The sequence below is a fragment of the Ruegeria sp. ABD4_443 genome, from assembly GCF_056160865.1.
Window position 1 is genome coordinate 470,226 of sequence record NZ_JBSWYA010000001.1, and the last position, 19,384, is coordinate 489,609.

Here is a 19,384-nt window from a genome sequence, read left to right on the forward strand (position 1 = left end):
GGCACGGTCACGCCGGGTCAGAGGACGGCGCGCCCACGGTGATCTGGCGGTACAGGTGCCAACTGGCATGACCCAGCAAGGGCAATACGACCAAAAGCCCCAGGAACCAGGGGATCATGGCCAGAAAGGTCAGCACGGCGATGACCGCCCCCCACCCCAGCATGATGCGCGCGTTATCGCGGACATAGGAAAAGCTGGTGATCATGGCCGTCACGAAATCAAGCTCGCGGTCCAGCAGCATCGGGATCGAAAGAACCGTAATCATATAGAGAAGAACCGCAAACAGCGCACCGACCACGGTTCCCACGGCCAGCATCGTCAGGCCATTTGCGGTCAGGAAGACTTCGACCGACGAGGATATGTTGGTCATTGTCGACAGGCCCATGAACAGGGCAAAGATCATGTGGCCCAGAAAGAACCAGAACAGGAACATCACCACGATGATGGCGCAGATCGACGGCAATTGCCGCCGGCTTTGTTGCAGAACGACACCGAAGATCGAGCCGAAATCCAGCGGCTCGCCCTGTTCCAGCCTGTGCGAAACCTCGTACAGCCCGACCGCCGCAAAGGGCCCGATCAACGGAAAGCCAATCGCGGCCAGGACCAGCCAGTAACTTGTTCCCGTCCGCAGGGTCACCCACGCCATAAGCCACCCGGCCAACACGTAGAACCCGCCAAATATCAGCCCGAAAACCGGCGCGCGCCGATAATCCGCCCATGCCCTGCGCAGTGCCTCGCGCAGCATGGATGCCTCGACCGGTCTTAACTCGGGAACGCCAAAGGGCCTTTCCATGATCTCCTCCTCCTCGCCTGTTCTTTGCCAGCTACATCGTCGGTCTTTTCTGCGGCCATTGCGTGGCCGCATGATAGGCCGCCGCGATGGACAGCAGGTTGGCATCGGCCCCGCGCGGACCGAACATCTGAACGCCCATCGGCAGGCCCGCGGGCCCGAACCCCGCAGGCAGAGACACGCAGGGCAAACCCAGCAGGCTGACCGGCGTCACCACCTGCATCCAGCGGTGATAGCTGTCCATCTGCCGCCCGGCGATCTGCGACGGGTATGGCAGGTCGATCTCAAAGGGCCAGACCTGCGCCGCGGGCAGGATCAGCGCGTCGTATTCGGCAAACACACGCTCTGCTTTCCTGTACCAGTCCGAGCGGACAAGGCTGGCGCGGTGAACCTGCATCGCGCCAAGCGCCAGGCCTCGGTCAAGTTCCCATTGCGCGGTGTCTTTCAACTGTGCCTTCTGTTCGGCCAGCGGCGCAAGCCCGGCCGCAACACTGAAAGAGCGCAACGTGATCCAGCTGTCCCAGATCCTGTCGGCATCAAAGGGCGGCGGCATGTCGACGACCTGGGCCCCAAGCGAGGCAAAACAATCCAGCGCCGTGCGGCACTGATCCAGGATGCCCCCCTCCATCGCAAAGGCGCCGTCCCAGTCGCTCAGCCAGCCGATCCGCAGGCCGTTGAGGTCCCGCGCCTGCACGGGCGACACGGGCGCGGACGGCACCGAAAGCGGTTGACGCGGGTCCGGCCCGGACATCACGTCCAGCAACAGGCCCAGGTCCTGCGGGTCGCGTGCCATGGGCCCAAGGGTTGCCAGCTGATGCAGGAACAGGTCTCCGACCGGCTCGGATGGAACACGCCCCCAACTGGGCCGAAACCCGTAGACATTGTTCCAGGCCGCCGGGTTGCGCAGGCTGCCCATCATGTCCGATCCGTCCGCCAGCGCCACCATGCCGGTGGCCAGCGCCACGGCGGCACCGCCCGATGACCCGCCACAGGACCGCGACGGGTCATAGGGGTTGCGTGTCGCCCCGTAGACCGGGTTGAACGTGTGCGAACCCAGACCAAATTCCGGCGTGTTGGTTTTGCCAATCACAATCGCGCCCGCCGCCCGCAGCCGGGCCGCAACCTCGTCGTCGCTGGCGGGTATATTGTCGCGCAAAAGCGGTGAGCCCTGCGTCGAGGCGATCCCGGCCACGTTGACAAGGTCCTTGATGGCAATCGGAAGACCATGCAGCGCGCCCCGGCGCGGCGCATCATCCATCGCGCGGGCCTCGGCCATCAGGTCCGTTTCGTCGCGCAGCGCGACGATGGCGTTGACCTGCCCGTTGACCGCGGCGATCCGATCCAGCGTCGCGCGCATAAGGTCGCTGACGGACAGCTCTTGGCGCTCAAGCGCGCCAAGCAAGCCCCTTGCTGTTGCTGTGGTCAGATCCACCTGGCCTGTCCTCTGGCTGTTTCTGTCAGCCTAGCGGCGCACCGGATGCATTTAAACCCACTGTTTCAATGTATCTTTTCGGACTGCCAAGGCCCCTATCTGACCTTGAGGCTGAACCGCAGGTTGCTGTCCGACCCCAACCCGTGCCGCAGGCAGACCCCGATTGCCACAAGGCTGATGCACAGCCATACCGCGCCCCACAGCGCGGCGGTCCCGCCAAATTCCTGGGCCAGCATGAATGCGTCCGACCGCATCCCCGAACGGCGGATCGTGTCGTCAAAAATGTCGTAGGGCACATAGATCATGCTGGTCAAACCGATGATCCGCAGCACCATATCGCAGACCGCACGATCCAGGAACCGGGCCATGGCCAGCATGGCCACACCGGTTCCGGCGCAGAACGCCACCGCAAAGGGTTGGCGAACATATAAAACCGTGACGGCCACCATGATCCCGCCAAACACCCCCAGCAGGGCCTTGTCCCAACGGGTCTTCAATGCGGCAAGCAGCAATCCCAGACCAAAGGCCAGCGACCCGAGATACCCCGCCGACAGGCTGATGAAACGGCTACCGCCACGCCCCACGACCATCCCGCCCTGCTGCGGCGACACTGACAGGCTTTCGACCGATCCCCCGGTCACGATGATGGCCAGCGCGTGGGAAAATTCATGCAGGAAAACGACCAGTATCTTCAGCGGAAGCACCAGCTGAGAGCCCCAGAACACGAACACCACCAGGGTGATCGCAAACAACTGCCAATGGCCCGAAACAAGGGTTGCAAGCCGGCGGGCGCGCTGACGGATCACTCGTCCAACTGCGCCTCGGACCGGCTTTTCCCCGAAACCTTAAGGGCCAGCGTCGCGGCCATGAACCCGTCCAGGTCCCCGTCCAGAACACCCTTGGTATCCGAGGTTTCGTGATTGGTCCGCAGGTCCTTGACCATCTGGTAAGGCTGCAGGACATAAGACCGGATCTGGTTGCCCCAACCCGCATCGCCCTTGGCTTCGTGGGCTGCGTTGATCTCGGCGTTGCGACGGTCGAGTTCCTGCTGGTACAGGCGCGATTTCAGCGCCTTCATGGCGATATCGCGGTTCTGGTGCTGGGATTTTTCGGAACTGGTGACCACGATCCCGGTGGGGATGTGGGTGATCCGCACCGCCGAGTCGGTGGTATTGACGTGCTGACCGCCCGCGCCCGAGGCCCGATACGTGTCGATCCGAATATCCGAGGGGTTCACGTCAATCTCGATATTGTCATCCACCACCGGATAGACCCAGACCGAACTGAACGAGGTGTGCCGCTTGGCCGCCGAGTCATAGGGCGAAATGCGCACCAAACGGTGGACGCCGCTTTCGGATTTCAGCCAGCCATAGGCATTGTGACCCGAAATCTTGTAGGCCGCCGATTTGATCCCCGCCTCTTCGCCCGCGGTTTCGGATTGCAGTTCGACGGTATACCCTTTCTTCTCGGCCCAGCGCACATACATCCGCGCCAGCATCGAGGCCCAGTCGCAGCTTTCGGTGCCGCCCGCACCCGAGTTGATTTCGAGGAACGTATCATTGCCGTCCGCCTCGCCATCCAGCAGCGCCTCAAGCTCTTTCTTGGCGGCTTTTTCCTTTAGCGCCCGGATGGCGCCCTCGGCGTCGGAAACGACCTCGTCGTCGTCTTCCATCTCACCCAGTTCGATGAGTTCGACATTGTCGTTCAGGTCCGTCTTGATCGACTCGTAGGTTTCGATTGCATCCACCAGCATCTGGCGGTCGCGCATCAGTTTCTGGGCGTTTTCGGGATTGTCCCACAGGTTCGGGTCTTCGACCCGCGCGTTGAACTCCTCCAGCCGGTGCGGCGCGGTTTCATAGTCCATGCGCTGCGCCAGAAGCTCCAGCGATTTTTGGATTTCCGCCACGATATTCTGGGTTTCGGCGCGCATGGTCTGGTCCCAACTTGCTCAATCAGGCCTGCGTGATAGCAAGAGGTGCAGGCCACCACAAGACGGACGAGGCGCGAATGCAATCCACACTGACCGAGTTTTTGGGCCGCTGGGAGCTCGACCGGCCTGACCTGGTCGCCGATACCGGGGCGGCGCGTGTCTGGAAGGTCCGGCAGGCCGACGGATCGGACGCTGCGCTAAAGCTGTATCGCCGCGCCGACCGGGGCAACGAAGCGCCCGGAACCCGGCTTTTGTCCCTGTGGCAGGCGCGCGGCGCCGTCGGCATCCTGAAAGAGGCCGACAGAGCGGTGCTGATGGAATGGCTGGATGGGCCAACCCTGGGCGAACTTGCGCGCAACGGCCAGCCAGAGACCGCCTTGACCCTGCTGGCAAGTGTGGCACGGCAATTGCACAGTGAACCAAAGGGGCACGTCGACGGGTTGAAACCGCTGGATGCGGTATTCGCCCCCCTGTTCACCTGCACTTTTGCCGATGATTGCCCGGACAGCCTGGCCCGTGACATGACCTGCGCGACCGATCTGGCGCGGACGCTGCTGGCGACCCCGCACCCGCGGGTTCCGCTGCATGGCGATCTGCATCCCGACAACGTCATCCTGACAGGAACGGGACCGCGGGTCATAGACGCCAAGGGATATCTGGGCGATCCCGCTTTTGAGCTTGCCAATGCGATGCGCCACCCAAAGGGCCTGCCGGAATGGGTGCGCCAGCCGGCGCTGATTGAAACCTGCCTGACGCTCTATGCCCGGGCGCTGGACCAGCCGCGCAATCGGGTTGCCAAATGGGCCGCGGCAAAATGTGCCTTGTCGATCTTTTGGCGCGCGAACGGCCCCGTCGCGGGGGATTCGGAGGCCGATCTGCTTGGGCTGTTTCTGGACGCGGCGGGTCAATAAAGCCCGCCGGTCGAGACATCGCCCTGCGTCGCCTTTGGCCCCACGATGACCGTTTCGCCGGTCGAGGTCTGCACCTGAACGCCCGCGCGTTGCGCTTCTTCGAACAATGGCAGGTCGGACCCGATGGCAAAACCGCCATCGTAGATGCGGTCGATAAAGCCATCGACGCCGTCGCGGAAATATTCGGCCACGACGTATTCGCCGCTTGCATCCTGTGGCAGGCGCGCGCCGCTGAAACGGTCGATCTTGATAAAGTGGCCGCCCGGCGGCACTTCGAACGGACCGCCGCCATATTTTTCAACAGCCTTTTCCATAAAGCTCTGGAAGACCGGTCCGCACATCGTGCCGCCATAGGCGCCCCGGCCCATCGCGCGCGGGCGGTCATAGCCGATATAGCATCCGGCCACGATGTTCGAGGTAAAGCCGATGAACCACGCATCCTTGGAGTCGTTGGTCGTACCGGTCTTGCCCGCCGTCGGCACCGGCAGGTTCACATAGCGCGACGCGGTGCCACGGTCGACGACACCTTTCATCATCGACGTCAGCTGATAGGCGGTAATCGCATCCATCACCTGTTCGCGGTCAGTAACGATCTGCGGCGCCTCGTCCGGCGCGATCAGGCTTGAGGTGCAATCCAGGCATTGCCGGTCATCATGGCGATAGATCGTCTTGCCAAACCGGTCCTGGATGCGGTCAACCAGCGTCGGCTCGACCCGCTCGCCACCATTGGCAAACATCGCATAGGCCGCAACCATCTTGTAAAGCGTGGTCTCCTCGGACCCCAGCGAGTTGGCCAGGAAGGCCCCCATATGGTCATAGACGCCAAACCGTTCGGCGTAACCGGCAACCACCGGCATCGTCACCTCTTGTGCTAAACGGATGGTCATCAGGTTCCGCGACTGTTCAATCCCCGTCCTAAGCGGGGTCGGGCCATAAAACTTGTTCGACGAGTTCTTGGGACGCCACAGGCCCTGCGGGGTGTTCACCTCGATCGGCGCATCCACGACGATGGTTGCCGGGCTATAGCCACTGTCCAGCGCGGCGGCATAAACAAAGGGCTTGAAACTGGAGCCGGGCTGGCGCTGCGCCTGCGTGGCGCGGTTGAACACGGTGTCCTGATACGAGAACCCGCCCTGCATCGCCAGAACGCGCCCCGAGTTCACATCCATCGCGACAAAGCCGCCCTGCACTTCGGGCACCTGACGGGCCGACCATTGGCCATCTTCGCCAGCCATCACCAGGATGACATCGCCGCGCTTGAAATTGGCGTGGAAATCGCCCTGCATCCATTTGATGTCGGACCGGGGCACGACGCCATCGGCGGGGCCGTCCTCGACCCCGACGGTCAATGCCTGATCGGCAACATCCAGGACCACGGCCGGGTACCATTGGGTCGGCAGGACAACATCACGGGGGATTTCCATCGCCGACAGAGCCGTGCGCCACTGGTCTTCTTCGGCCAGCGCATCCTCGGGGAGGACATCGCCGGTGCCGCGCCATTTTCCGCGCGACCGGTCGTATTTCTGCAAGGCCTCGCGCAGCGCACGCGCCGCCTCAAGCTGCATCTCTTCATCGACCGAAGCGCGCACGGTAAAGCCGCCGGTAAAGAATTCGCCCTCGCCGAAATCCTCGCTCAGCTGGCGGCGGATTTCATCGGTGAAATAGTCGCGCGGCGGCAACGCGGTGCGGAAGCTTTCGAAGTCACCATTCTGGACCGAGCGCAGGGGCATCTCGACTTCGGCCTCATAGGTGGCCTGATCAATATACCCGTTCTGCTGCATTTCCCGCAGCACATAGTTGCGGCGCGCCAGCAGCCGGTCTTTTTGCCGGACGGGGTGATAATCTGACGGTGCCTTGGGCATTGCGGCCAGCGTCGCGGCCTCGTGCGGGGCCAGTTCCTGAAGCGTTTTGTTGAAATAGGTCTGGGCTGCGGCGGTCACGCCATAAGAGTTCTGGCCCAGAAAAATCTCGTTCATGTACAGTTCAAGGATCTGTTCCTTGTCCAGCGTGTCCTCAAGCCGGGTCGCCAGGATGATTTCCTTGATTTTCCGTTCGGCGCGGCGGTCGCCCGACAGCAAAAAGTTCTTCATCACCTGCTGGGTAATGGTCGACGCCCCCCGCACGGTTTCGCCCTTTGACCGCACCGCTTCGACACCGGCTGCGATGATCCCGCGCGGGTCATAGCCCTGATGGGTATAGAAATTCTTGTCCTCGGCCGAGATAAAGGCCTGTTTCACCAGATCGGGGATTTCCTCGGACGGGGTGAACAGGCGCCGCTCCTGCGCGAACTCGTCAATCAGCTGCCCTTCGCCCGAATAGATCCGGCTGATGGTGGGCGGCTTGTATTGCGCCAGTGATTCATGGCTGGGCAGGTCGCGCCCATACATCCAGAAGACCGCGCCCACCGTCAGCGCGGCCATGAAGATACCCAAGGTCACGAGGCTGAAAATCGCCCCGAAAATCGAAAGAATGAACCGGATCACGTTGCTGCCTTTTGTTCGCGGTGACGTCTATATAGTGTCGCTCCGCCGAAGGGTCAAAACACGAGCGGCATTCTAGCGATTTTGTGCTGCCGGGTCACTGGCCAATCAGCGACCGCCTGACCAGGTCCTGCTGTTGCCACTGGTCCAGGCCTTGGACCAGGCCACGGGCCATGCCCGCACGCCAGTCCGGGTCCTGAATGTTTTTCAGGTCGCGCGGGCTGGAGAGAAAGCCCAGTTCCACCAGAACCGACGGGATGTCCGCCGCCTTGAGAACTGAAAAAGATGCGGTACGGATCGGGCGCCTGTTCATCGGCCCGCCCTGTTGCGCCATGCCATCGGCCAGCGCCTGCGCCAACGCCTTTGTACGCGGCCGGGTTTCCTGCCGCGCCAGATCCAGCAGAACATCCGCTATCTGGTCGTCCGAGCCGCTCAGATCAATGCCCGCGATCAGGTCATTGCGGTCATGCCGCTCTGCAAGCTTCTGGCTGGCCACGTCCGAGGCATCATCGGACAGGGTATAGACCGCCGCGCCATGCGCCTGCCCTTCGGCCAGCGAATCCGCGTGCAACGAGATGAACACGTCCGCCCCGGCGCGATGTGCCAGCGCGATCCGCCGTTCCAGCGACACGAAATGATCATCCGCCCGCGTCAAAAGCACCTCGTACCCTCCGGTCCGCAGCAACAGCTCGCGCAGTTCGCGGGCGAATGTCAGCATCAGCGTTTTCTCATTCGTGCCCGGCACCTCGGCCCCCGGATCAAGCCCGCCATGGCCCGGATCAAGCATGACCCGCAGCGGACGCCCGCCGTCACGCTGGGCAATCTGCGGTGTCTGCGCGGGTTCGGGAAGGTCCCACCCCGGATTACGTGGCGCGCCTGCGCTGGCGGCGAAACTGTCGAAATCCGTGCCCCGCAGGTGCAGGGACAGGACCGCCGCACCGGTGGATCCGTCAATGCGCATATCCGCGGTCTCTACCGCCAGGGGCGCGCCCAGTTGCAGAACAAGGCGCGACCAACCGGGTACATAGGCACCAAACTGCACCCCGCTGATGCGGTTGGTCTGAAGAAACGTGTCCCGGCTCAGCCCGCTCCAGTCGACCTCTTTGAAGTCGACGACCATCCGGTACGGGTCCTGCAGGGTAAACACGCGGTACGGTACGCCCTGGTTGAGACCAAGCCGCACCTGCACACCTGCCGGTCCGTCATCCTCGATCCGGCTGATGGCCGGGTCAATACGCGCCAGGGCGTTGAAATCCTGTGCGAACACGCTGCCCGCCAGCGCCAGAACCAGCGCGAATGCAATGAAAATCCTGCTCATAGCCTCAAGTTGTCCCGAGATCCCCTTGTCCCGAGCCTATAGCATCGCCCGGGTTTTGTGAACGCCCTTAGGCCCCGGAGTCCGCGACGGTCCGGGGTACACGTTTGGCCATGAAGCTGCGCAACCGTGCCAGTCCTTCGCGGATATCCTCTGTTGACCGGGCATAGGAAAACCGCAGGGTCGTGTGGCCCCGCAGGGGGTCGAAATCCAGCCCGGGCGTGACCGCGACCCCGGCCTGGTCCAGGATTTCCGCGGCAAAAGCGCGGCTGTCATCGGTCAGGTCGGACACATCCGCATAGACGTAAAAGGCGCCGTCCGGCGGGGCAATCCGGGTGAACCCGGCCTGCGGCAGCCCCGTCAGCATCAAGTCCCGGTTTTCCCGATAGACGCTCAGGTTCTTTTGCAGTTCGTCCTGGCAATCCATCGCGGCCAGCGCGGCAACCTGGCTGGCATGCGGTGCGCAGATAAACATGTTCTGGGCAATTCGCTCGACCACGCGCACCTGGTCCTCGGGAACCACCATCCAGCCGACGCGCCAACCGGTCATCGAGAAGTACTTGGAAAAGGAATTGATGACATAACAGTCATTCGTCAGTTCCAACGCGGTGACCGCCTTGGCCTCGTATTCCAGCCCGTGGTAAATTTCGTCGCTGATAAAGGACGCGCCCTGCCCCTGTGCCGCCTCGATCAAGGCGCCCATCGCAGTATGGTCCAGCATCGTTCCGGTCGGATTGGCCGGCGAGGCCACCATCAGGCCCTGCAAATCCAGCCCGGAAAAATCCGCAGGCACGGGCTGAAGGCGATTTTCCGGCGCCGTGGGCAAATCGACCGGCACCAGCCCCAGCGCCCTGAGAATCTGCCGATAGGACGGATAGCCCGGCGCGCCGATGCCGACCCGGTCGCCGCTGTCGAACAGCGCCGTAAAGGCCAGCAGGAAACCGCCCGATGAGCCCGGCGTAATCACGACCCGTTCGGGGTTCAGGTCCACATCGTACCATTCGCCGTAAAGCCGGGCGATGCGCTGGCGCAACGCAGGCAGGCCCAACGCCACCGTATAACCCAACGGCCCCTGGTCCATGGCCTTTGCCAACGCGGCAACCGCGCCTTTGGGCGCACCGGTTCCGGGTTGGCCGACCTCCATGTGAATGATGTGCCGTCCGGCCTCTTCGGCGCGGCGCGCGGCCTCCATCACGTCCATCACGATAAAAGGATCGACCCCGGACCGGGTTGAGTTTCGCATGCCCATCTCCCATGTTGCTGGCATGGCTTTTGAACGTGTATCCCGGCTGGCGTCAATCCCGGCCCTGATACTGACCGCTGCGGTCTGGATATCAATGGCGGCGCAAAGTGCCGCGCAAAGCCTGATACGGGATCCGGATATCGAACATGGTCTGCGCGAGCTTGCGTTTCCGATCCTGCGGGCTGCGGGGCTGAACACCAACCGGGTGCGCGTTCTGGTGGTCAATGATGGCGCGTTCAACGCCTTTGTCATCGACTACAACACAATCTACGTCAATTACGGCCTGATCCTTGGCGTCGACACCCCCGAGATGCTGCAGGCCGTCATCGCGCACGAGGCCGCCCATATCGCCAACGGCCATCTGGCCCGGCGGACCGAGAACCTCAGGGCTGCGCAGCGTGCCGCCACCTTCGGAACCGCGATGGCGTTGATTGCGGCAGCCGCTGGTGGCGGAGAAGCGGCGGCGGGGATCGCGGCCGGTACATCCGCATCCGCTCTGCGCAGCTTTCTGGGCCACACGCGGGCCGAGGAAGCCTCGGCCGATCGCAGCGCCGCCAGCTACCTACGCTGGGCCGGTATTTCGCCGGGGGGATTGGTGGCGCTGCATCGAAAATTTGCCGGGCAAGAGCTGCTGAGCAGCGCCAACCAAGACCCGTATATGCGCTCGCACCCGACCAGCCGCGAGCGCCTGCGCGCGGCCGAAGCCTTTCTGGACGAATTCGGCGACCAGGCACAGCAGAACCAGAACGCGGATTACTGGTTTGCCCGTATCAAGGGAAAGCTGTCCGCCTTTCTGCGCGCACCGGGCTGGACCCTGCGCCGCGCCATGGACGAGACCCACCCCGATATTCGCCTGATGCGCGAGGCCGCCGCCCATCACCAGAACCGCAACCTTGCCAGCGCACAGGCGGCAATAGACGGCGCGCTGGCCCACCGCCCCGATGATCCGTTCTATTACGAGCTGAAAGGCCAGATCCTGTTGGAAAACCGCCGCGTCTCGCAGGCTGTCACGGCCTATGGCAAGGCGGTCGACCTGGCCCCGCGCGATCCGCTGATCCTGGCGGGATATGGCCGGGCCCTGCTTGCGAATGGGCAAACCAAAGCCGCGCTGGAGGCGCTGGAAAAAGCACGAGCGCGTGATTATCGAAATGCGCGCTTGATGCAGGACCTCGGTGCGGCTTATGCCAAGGTCGGAAACAATGGCATGGCCGCGACCGTCACAGCCGAGCGGTATGCCCTGCTGGGGCGTCTGTCCGACGCCGGAATTCACGCAAGGCGGGCCGTTGCGCAACTGCCCGTCGGCTCACCGGGTTGGCAAAGGGCGCAGGATGTGTTGATTGCCGCCGAAGACCTAGAGAAAAAGTCGAAAAGGAAAAGGTAATGATCCTCAGACACGCTGCGCCGGCCCTGCTGGGGCTTTCCCTGATGTCCGCCCCCGTGCAGGCGCTGGACCTGAGCGCGATGAGCGACGCGGAAAAGGCCGAGTTCGGGGCACAGGTGCGGGACTATCTGCTTGAAAACCCCGAAGTTATCGTCGAGGCGATCACGATCCTGGAACAACGCCAGGCCGCCGCGGGCGCGCAGGCGGACAAGACCCTGGTGGCCGAGAATGCCGATGAGTTGTTCAACGATGGCTACAGCTGGGTCGGCGGCAACCCCGATGGCGACATCACGCTGGTGGAATTCATGGACTACCGCTGCGGCTATTGCCGCCGTGCCGTGCCCGAAGTGGCCAGCCTGCTGGCTGAGGACGGCAATATTCGGCTTGTGATCAAGGAACTTCCGATCCTTGGCGATGCATCCGTCACGTCCGCGCGCTTTGCCGTGGCAACCAAGCAGGTCGCGGGCGACGATGCCTATAAACAGGTACATGACGCGCTTTTGGAATTCAGTGGCGACGTGTCCGACGTCACCCTGCGCCGGATCTCGGACGGGCTTGGGCTGGACAGCGATGCGATTCTGGCAGCGATGGACAGCGATGACGTATCAGAGGAAATCAACCGCACCCGCGCGCTGGCGCAGCGCATGAACATTTCGGGCACACCCTCTTTCGTGTTGGGAACGGAAATGTTGCGCGGCTATCTGCCTGCTGACCAGATGCAGGAAATCGCCGACACTGTTCGCGCCGAACAGGGCTGACACAACAAACCGGGGCGGCCCCCTGCCGCCCCAACACAGGCTGATTACAGTGCAAGATTGGGCGCCGCGTCCGGCCGCGCGGTCGCGCCCTACTCGGCCGCCTCAGCAGCGGCATCCAGCTCGGCGGCTTTCTTTTCGACCTCATCCACGATGTGATCGATCATCTGGTCATTCGACATCTTGTGGCTGGCCTTGCCCGCCAGATAGACCATGCCCGACCCGGCCCCGCCGCCGGTAAAGCCCACATCGGTCATCAGCGCCTCGCCGGGGCCGTTCACCACGCAACCGATGATCGACAGGGACATCGGTGTCTTGATGTGTTCCAACCGGTGCTCCAACGCTTCGACCGTCTTGATCACGTCAAAGCCCTGGCGCGCGCAGGACGGGCACGAGATGATGTTGACCCCGCGGTGGCGCAGGCCCAGTGATTTCAGGATTTCATAGCCTACCTTGACCTCTTCGACCGGATCGGCCGAAAGGCTGACGCGGATCGTGTCGCCGATCCCCATCCACAGCAGGTTGCCCAGGCCAATGGCCGATTTGATGGTGCCCGAGACCAGCCCGCCCGCCTCGGTTATGCCAAGGTGAATTGGTGCGTCGGTGGCTTCGGCGATCCCCTGATAGGCCGCCGCCGACAAAAAGACGTCGCTGGCCTTCACGCTGATTTTGAAGTTGTGGAAATCGTTGTCTTCGAGAATGCGGATATGTTCCAACCCGCTTTCGACCATCGCCTCGGGGCATGGTTCTGCGTATTTCTCAAGCAGGTGCTTTTCCAGGCTTCCGGCATTGACCCCGATACGGATCGAGCAATTGTGGTCGCGCGCCGCCGCGATCACCTCTTTCACCCGCTTTTCGTCGCCGATATTGCCGGGGTTGATCCGCAGGCAGGCCGCACCGGCCTCGGCGGCCTCGATCCCGCGGCGATAGTGAAAATGAATATCTGCCACGATTGGCACCGGGCTTTCGCGCACGATCTCTTTCAGCGCGGCCGACGATGCCTCATCGGGGACGGATACGCGCACGATATCCGCTCCGGCCTCGGCCGCGGCCTGAACCTGCGCGACGGTGGCGGCCACATCGGTCGTCAGCGTATTGGTCATGGTCTGGACCGCAATCGGGGCATCGCCGCCAACCGGGACGTTGCCAACCATGATCTGACGAGACTTGCGCCGATAGATGTCACGCCAGGGGCGTACGTGATTAAGAGACATGAATGCGGGTCCGCGTCTGCCTGAGTTGCGCCGTTACGCCTTTAGATAGTCCGGCAGCGGCGCTGCTGCAATGGCAAGATCACTCGGTCGGGGCCTGAGTCGCCTGGGTCTTCAACTCGGCGACGAGTTGTTTCAGCGCGCTGTTCTGGTCGGATTCCAGATCGGCGACCTCGAACCGGTCGGCAACGGCGTCCTTGGACAGGACCACGCCCTTGGTCACGGTTCCCGGCGCACCGACCGGGCCGAAATGTTCGCCATTCATCGAGAAATACACGGCCCCCGACGCGCCCGCCCGCAATTGCGGCGGCTCTTCGGTCAGGGGCACTTCGAAGGTGCTGCCTTGTTCGACGGTGCCCAGCGTTCCTTCGAAGATTACGCTGCCATCCGCTGCCGTGACCCGCATCCAGGACGGGTTCACCGCGACAATGCGCAATGTGGTGTCCAACTGCTCGACCACCTGCGGCAGGGCCGAGCGTTCAACAGTATGCACATCCGCCACCTGCACCTCGGGCAGTTCCGGCGGCAGGAAGGTGCCAACGGTCCGCGGGTCCAGCGTCGAGATCGGGGCATCCCGCGCGACCAGCACCGGAACATCCAGCGCCTGTGGCCGGTACAAACGATCCAGCGCCTCGGCACTGGGAAGAGAGGACCCGGCCAGTTCAGCCTCATCCGTCGGGCTGCGCACCTGGTCCAGCGGATCCAGATCGGACAATACGACCGGGGCCTGTTCGACCGGCGACACCTGAACCTGCTGGATCTTGTTCAGAACGGTCCAGCCGCCATAGCCAATGCCGCTGATCAGCGCCAGCAACACCAGCGACGACCCAACGGCGCGCGGTTCAATCTGGCTGAGAACGGATTCCTTGCCCGGCACATAGGGCGTATTGGGCGAGATGAACGGATCACGCCCCATCGGGCCGCGCGACGGCAGGTCACCTGCGGCCTTTTTGACGACCGATGCCTCGGCCGACATCCCATGCGCGACTTCGAAACCGCTTTCTTCGCAGAATGTCGCAAAGGTTTCATCCGGGTTCATGCCCAGATACCGGGCATAGGAACGCACATACCCGGCGATAAAGCCGGGTGTATCAAACGCATCAGGGTCGGCGTTTTCTATGGCAGCGATGTAATTGGCCTTGATCCGCAGTTCGCGTTGCACATCCAGCAGCGATTTGCCCATGGTGGCGCGTTCGCCGCGCATCGTGTCGCCAAGGCGTACTTCGTAATCGTCGTAGCCCTTTGGCCTGACGTTCACATCATCGTCGGATTCGCGCTGTGATCTGCGCCCAATCATCCCTGCTGCCCCATTCTGCCTTCGCGCGTTTCACGCCAACGGCGAATCGTACCCAAAACGATTCGTCCCGTACTTTTGTTAGCGTAAGCTTAACACGCGTCAAACACGTTGCACACTTCGGTTTGAGCTTATCCGGCAAGTTCGGCGCGATTTAGCGCACAATGTGACCAAAGTTCGTCCATCGCCTGAACCAGACGGTTCATCTCGTTCGGGCCATGAACCGGCGACGGGGTAAAGCGCAGGCGCTCGGTCCCGCGGGGCACGGTCGGGAAATTGATCGGCTGAACATAGATGCCGTAATCATCCAGCAGCATATCGCTCAGCTTTTTGGTGTGAACCGGGTTGCCGACAATGACAGGCACGATGTGGCTGCCATGGTCGATCAGCGGCATGCCCAGCCCCTTGAGCCGCAGCTTGAGCACATTGGCCTGGGTCTGATGTTGTGCGCGCAGTTCCGGCGCGCGCTTGAGATACGCAACCGAGGCCGCCGCCCCGGCGGCAACCGCCGGCGGAAGCGAGGTCGTAAAGATGAACCCCGGCGCGTAAGACCGCACGGCGTCACACATTTTTGCGCTGGCCGCAATATAGCCGCCCATCACGCCATAGGCCTTAGCCAGGGTTCCGTTGATGATGTCGATCCGATGCGCCAGGCGATCGCGTTCTGTCACGCCGCCACCGCGCGGGCCATACATGCCAACTGCGTGAACCTCGTCGATATAGGTCAAGGCACCAAATTCGTCCGCAAGGTCGCAAATCTGTTCGATGGGGCCGAAATCGCCATCCATCGAATAGACCGATTCAAAGGCAATCAGCTTGGGCGCTGCGGGATCGTCGGCCTCAAGCAGCTCGCGCAGATGCGCCACGTCATTGTGGCGGAAGATACGCTTGGCCCCGCCATTGCGCCGCACCCCTTCGATCATCGAGGCATGGTTCAGCGCGTCGGAATAAATGATCAGACCGGGAAACAGCTTGGGCAACGTGCTCAGCGTGGCGTCGTTGGCGATATAGGCGCTGGTGAACAGCAGGGCCGATTCCTTGCCGTGAAGGTCGGCCAATTCCGCCTCAAGCCGTTTGTGGTAAACGGTTGTCCCCGAGATGTTGCGCGTCCCCCCCGAGCCGGCACCGGCGGCGTCAATCGCATCATGCATGGCCTCAAGCACGACCGGATGCTGCCCCATGCCAAGATAGTCGTTGCCGCACCAGACGGTCACGTTTTGCTGTGAGCCATCCGGGCAGGTCCGCACCGCATGAGGGAAATGGCCGTTGGAGCGTTCAATATCGATGAAGGTCCGGTAACGTCCTTCGTCATGCAGCCTGGCAATCGCAGTATCGAGCTGAGCAGTATAGTCCAACGGACCCTCCTTCATAACCCAACCGCTGTGTCCGGCGCGGTCAGGCGTTATTTGGTGATGCTCAGTATAACCGAAATTTCCGTGAACATCTGCGCCTACTTTAGGCCACCTGCCTAACGTGCAGGCAGGTATCACAACTTTGATTTGCATCAAATATCCGCTCAGGTCATGTCCGGCAAGCCACGTAAAGGCAATTAGACGTGAGGAAACGCCGCAGCCCCCGGACGGAAATCAGGCGCAGGTTTCCGATAAGGAACGGATTTCCGCCCGCGCAGGACTGGACGGCGGCGCTGCCGCTGCTAGGGTCGCGCGTGTCACCATCCCAACGCAGGAGAAATACCGCATGTCGCTTGACGCTGTCTTGAACAGGATCGACGCCGATCTTGCCCCCTCGATCGACCGGCTGATGGAGTTCTTGCGAATCCCGTCAATCTCGACCGATCCGGCCTACAAGGACAAGGTCGACCAGGCAGCGGACTGGCTGGTGGCGGATCTGCAAAGCCTGGGCATCACGGCGCGCAAACATCCCACGCAGGGACATCCGATGGTGGTCGGACAGGTCGGGCAGGACGATGCCAAGCCGCACCTGTTGTTCTATGGCCATTACGACGTGCAGCCAGTGGACCCGCTGGACTTGTGGACCCGCGACCCGTTCGACCCGGCGCTAGAGGACACCGCGGCCGGGCAGGTCATCCGCGGGCGCGGCGCATCTGACGACAAGGGCCAGTTGATGACATTCATCGAGGCCTGCCGTGCCTGGAAAGCGGTGCATGGCTCCCTGCCCTTCCGCCTGACATTCTTTTTCGAAGGCGAGGAGGAATCCGGCTCGCCCTCGCTGGTTCCGTTCCTGCAACAAAACCGCGACATGCTGCAAGCTGACCTGGCGCTGGTCTGCGACACATCGATGGTATCGCGCGGCGTTCCCTCGATCGCGTCGCAACTGCGCGGAATGCTCAAGGATGAGTTCACCATCACCGGCCCCCGCATCGATCTGCATTCGGGCCATTACGGCGGACCGGGCCTGAACCCGCTGCGCGAAATTTCACGGATCGTGGCCTCGTTCCACGACCCGCAGACCGGCCGCGTCGCGGTAGATGGATTCTATGACGGGGTTCACGAGGTTCCGGCAGACCAACTCCGGCAATGGGAAACCTGCGGCTTTGACGAGAGCGAATACCTGAATTCGGTCGGGTACACCCAACCGCATGGCGAAAAGGGGTATTCCACGCTCGAACAGCAATGGGCCCGACCGACGCTTGAGGTCAACGGGCTGTGGGGCGGATATAACGGCGCGGGCTCGAAAACGGTTATCCCGTCGCAGGCCCATTGCAAAATCACCTGTCGCCTTGTCGGAGACATGGACCCCGATAAACTGCGAACCAGGATACGGCACCATGTCGAAACCCGGCTTTCGCCCGACGCGAAAGTGGAATGGGACAACGATCTTGAAGGGGCCGCCGCATCGGTGATGAACCTTGACCGCCCCGAATTCGAGGCCGCGCGCGGCGCCCTGTCCGACGAATGGGACCGCGAGGCCGTGTTTACCGGTATGGGCGGCTCGATCCCGGTTGTGGGCTATTTCAACAGCGAACTGGGATTGGATTCCATGCTGATCGGCTTTGCCAATGACGACGACGCCATTCATTCGCCCAACGAAAAATACGACGTGAAGAGCTTTCACAAAGGTATCCGGTCCTGGGCCCGAATCCTCGACGCCTTGTCCAGGTAAGCAGGGTTTCAGCGAGGCTCTGCCTCGCGCTCCGGGATATTTTCAGCCAGATGAAGTGAGGATCCCGCTCTTCATCTGGCCATAAATATCCCGGGGGAGTCGCGCCTGCGCGACGGGGGCAGAGCCCCCGCCTGGCACAGCCATCGGATCACATGTGAATCACGCGCCCATAAGCGTCCAACACGCTTTCATGCATCATTTCCGACAATGTGGGATGCGGGAAAACGGTGTTCATCAGGTCTTCTTCCGTGGTTTCCAGCTGTCGCCCGACCACGTAGCCCTGAATAAGCTCGGTCACCTCGGCGCCAACCATATGAGCCCCCAACAGCTCGCCCGTTTTGGCGTCAAACACGGTCTTTATAAGCCCCTCGGGTTCGCCCAATGCGATGGCTTTGCCATTGCCGATGAACGGGAACCGCCCAACCTTGATGTCGTAACCCAATTCCTTGGCCTTGGCTTCGGTATATCCGACAGACGCGACCTGCGGCTGGCAATAGGTACAGCCGGCGATGCTTTCGGGTTTGACGGGATGGGCGTGCTGGCCTGCGATCAGTTCGGCGACCATTACGCCTTCGTGGCTTGCCTTGTGGGCCAACCACGGCGCCCCGGCAATATCGCCGATGGCATACAGGCCATCCACGCCGGTGCGGCAGTATGCATCTGTGACGACATGGGTCCGGTCGATTTTCACGCCCAAGGCCTCAAGCCCCAGATTCTCGACATTTCCAACAATGCCCACCGCCGAAATCACCGTGTCAAACTCGTGCTTTTCGGTTTTCCCTTTGCTTTCGATATGGGCCGTTACCTTGCCCTTGGCGCGGTCGAGCTGCTTGACCATCGCCTTTTCCATGATGGTCATGCCCTGTTTGACAAAGGCCTTCTTGGCAAAGGCGCTGATTTCGGCGTCTTCGACCGGCAGCACGCGGTCCATGACCTCGACCACGGTCGTGTCGGCCCCCAGCGTGTTGTAGAAGCTTGCAAACTCGATCCCGATTGCGCCCGAGCCGATCACAAGCAGCTTTTTCGGCATCCGCGGGGGTTGCAGAGCATGTTTGTAGGTCCAGACCAGATCGCCATCGGCTTCGAGCCCGGGCAGTTCGCGCGCGCGCGCACCGGTGGCCAGAACGATGTTCTTTGCGGTCAGCTCTTCGCTGCCCTTGTCGGTTTTGACGCTGACCTTGCCCTTGGCGGGGATCGTCGCCTCGCCCATCACGACGGTCACTTTGTTCTTTTTCAGCAAGTGGCCGATACCGCCGGAAAGCTGCGCCGCGACCCCGCGCGAGCGTTTGACGACGGCGCCCAGGTCATACCCGATCTTGTCGGCCGTCAGACCAAAGTCCTTGGCGCGTTCCATAAGGTGAAACACTTCCGAGGACCGCAGCAGCGCCTTGGTCGGGATACAGCCCCAGTTCAGGCAGATGCCACCAAGATGTTCGCGTTCGACCACGGCTGTTTTCAGGCCCAGCTGCGCCGCGCGGATTGCCGCGACATAGCCGCCGGGGCCCGCCCCGATTACGATCAGATCAAAAGATTGTGCAGCCATGGGTCCCTCTCGGCG

The 19,384-nt window shown here is 62.2% G+C and carries 15 protein-coding genes; 4 read left to right on the forward strand and 11 right to left on the reverse strand.

What is annotated here, in order from left to right; genetic code table 11:
* Window positions 1-7: 7 nt before the first annotated feature.
* From ACXAG8_RS02370 to prfB, 4 genes are all read right to left on the reverse strand, one after another.
* Window positions 8-793, reverse strand: a complete 786-nt coding sequence (locus ACXAG8_RS02370) for a DUF2189 domain-containing protein (RefSeq protein ID WP_475221834.1) — start codon at window positions 791-793, stop codon at window positions 8-10.
* Window positions 794-824: 31 nt separating this feature from the next.
* The gene (locus ACXAG8_RS02375; protein ID WP_475221835.1) at window positions 825-2,222 is read right to left on the reverse strand and encodes an amidase; all 1,398 of its coding nucleotides are present in this window, start codon (window positions 2,220-2,222) and stop codon (window positions 825-827) included.
* Between the two features lie 95 nt (window positions 2,223-2,317).
* Entirely contained in the window at window positions 2,318-2,974 is a 657-nt protein-coding gene (locus ACXAG8_RS02380) for a M50 family metallopeptidase (protein WP_475221836.1), read from the reverse strand.
* 50 nt (window positions 2,975-3,024) lie between these two features.
* Entirely contained in the window at window positions 3,025-4,152 is a 1,128-nt protein-coding gene (gene prfB / locus ACXAG8_RS02385) for a peptide chain release factor 2 (protein ID WP_475221838.1), read from the reverse strand.
* A gap of 77 nt (window positions 4,153-4,229) precedes the next feature.
* Here prfB and ACXAG8_RS02390 point away from each other — a divergent pair, with 77 nt between their 5' ends.
* Complete coding sequence (locus ACXAG8_RS02390) at window positions 4,230-5,063, forward strand: aminoglycoside phosphotransferase family protein (protein WP_475221840.1); 834 nt, start codon at window positions 4,230-4,232, stop codon at window positions 5,061-5,063.
* Here ACXAG8_RS02390 and ACXAG8_RS02395 read toward each other — a convergent pair.
* The 3 genes from ACXAG8_RS02395 to ACXAG8_RS02405 all read right to left on the reverse strand — a co-directional run bounded on the left by ACXAG8_RS02395 (window position 5,057) and on the right by ACXAG8_RS02405 (window position 10,101).
* A complete protein-coding gene (locus tag ACXAG8_RS02395; protein ID WP_475221842.1) occupies window positions 5,057-7,546 on the reverse strand; it encodes a penicillin-binding protein 1A in 2,490 nt (829 codons plus the stop codon). The genes ACXAG8_RS02390 and ACXAG8_RS02395 overlap by 7 nt on opposite strands.
* Before the next feature lie 94 nt (window positions 7,547-7,640).
* Entirely contained in the window at window positions 7,641-8,861 is a 1,221-nt protein-coding gene (locus ACXAG8_RS02400) for an N-acetylmuramoyl-L-alanine amidase (protein ID WP_475221844.1), read from the reverse strand.
* A 67-nt stretch (window positions 8,862-8,928) separates the two neighbouring features.
* Window positions 8,929-10,101, reverse strand: coding sequence for a pyridoxal phosphate-dependent aminotransferase (locus ACXAG8_RS02405; RefSeq protein WP_475221846.1), 1,173 nt, complete (start codon window positions 10,099-10,101; stop codon window positions 8,929-8,931).
* Here ACXAG8_RS02405 and ACXAG8_RS02410 point away from each other — a divergent pair.
* Window positions 10,100-11,482, forward strand: coding sequence for a M48 family metalloprotease (locus tag ACXAG8_RS02410; protein WP_475221848.1), 1,383 nt, complete (start codon window positions 10,100-10,102; stop codon window positions 11,480-11,482). The two genes, ACXAG8_RS02405 and ACXAG8_RS02410, sit on opposite strands and share 2 nt — an antisense overlap.
* Entirely contained in the window at window positions 11,482-12,240 is a 759-nt protein-coding gene (locus ACXAG8_RS02415; RefSeq protein WP_475221849.1) for a DsbA family protein, read from the forward strand. Before ACXAG8_RS02410 ends, ACXAG8_RS02415 begins: the two co-directional genes overlap by 1 nt.
* 89 nt (window positions 12,241-12,329) lie before the next feature.
* Here the strand turns inward: ACXAG8_RS02415 and ispG are convergent, their stop codons facing one another.
* The 3 genes from ispG to hemA form a co-directional block, all read right to left on the reverse strand.
* The gene (gene ispG / locus ACXAG8_RS02420) at window positions 12,330-13,451 is read right to left on the reverse strand and encodes a flavodoxin-dependent (E)-4-hydroxy-3-methylbut-2-enyl-diphosphate synthase (protein WP_475221851.1); all 1,122 of its coding nucleotides are present in this window, start codon (window positions 13,449-13,451) and stop codon (window positions 12,330-12,332) included.
* A 79-nt stretch (window positions 13,452-13,530) separates the two neighbouring features.
* Window positions 13,531-14,745, reverse strand: a complete 1,215-nt coding sequence (locus ACXAG8_RS02425; RefSeq protein WP_475221852.1) for a helix-turn-helix domain-containing protein — start codon at window positions 14,743-14,745, stop codon at window positions 13,531-13,533.
* Window positions 14,746-14,873: 128 nt separating this feature from the next.
* A complete protein-coding gene (hemA, locus tag ACXAG8_RS02430) occupies window positions 14,874-16,097 on the reverse strand; it encodes a 5-aminolevulinate synthase (RefSeq protein ID WP_475221853.1) in 1,224 nt (407 codons plus the stop codon).
* Between the two features lie 343 nt (window positions 16,098-16,440).
* On the opposite strand from hemA, the gene ACXAG8_RS02435 reads away from it, so the two are divergent.
* Window positions 16,441-17,826 (forward strand): dipeptidase, encoded by a 1,386-nt coding sequence (locus tag ACXAG8_RS02435; RefSeq protein ID WP_475221855.1) that lies wholly within the window; start codon window positions 16,441-16,443, stop codon window positions 17,824-17,826.
* Between the two features lie 148 nt (window positions 17,827-17,974).
* Here ACXAG8_RS02435 and lpdA read toward each other — a convergent pair whose 3' ends face one another.
* Window positions 17,975-19,369: a dihydrolipoyl dehydrogenase gene (gene lpdA, locus ACXAG8_RS02440; protein WP_475221857.1), complete on the reverse strand. Its 1,395-nt coding sequence runs from the start codon at window positions 19,367-19,369 to the stop codon at window positions 17,975-17,977.
* Window positions 19,370-19,384: the final 15 nt, after the last annotated feature.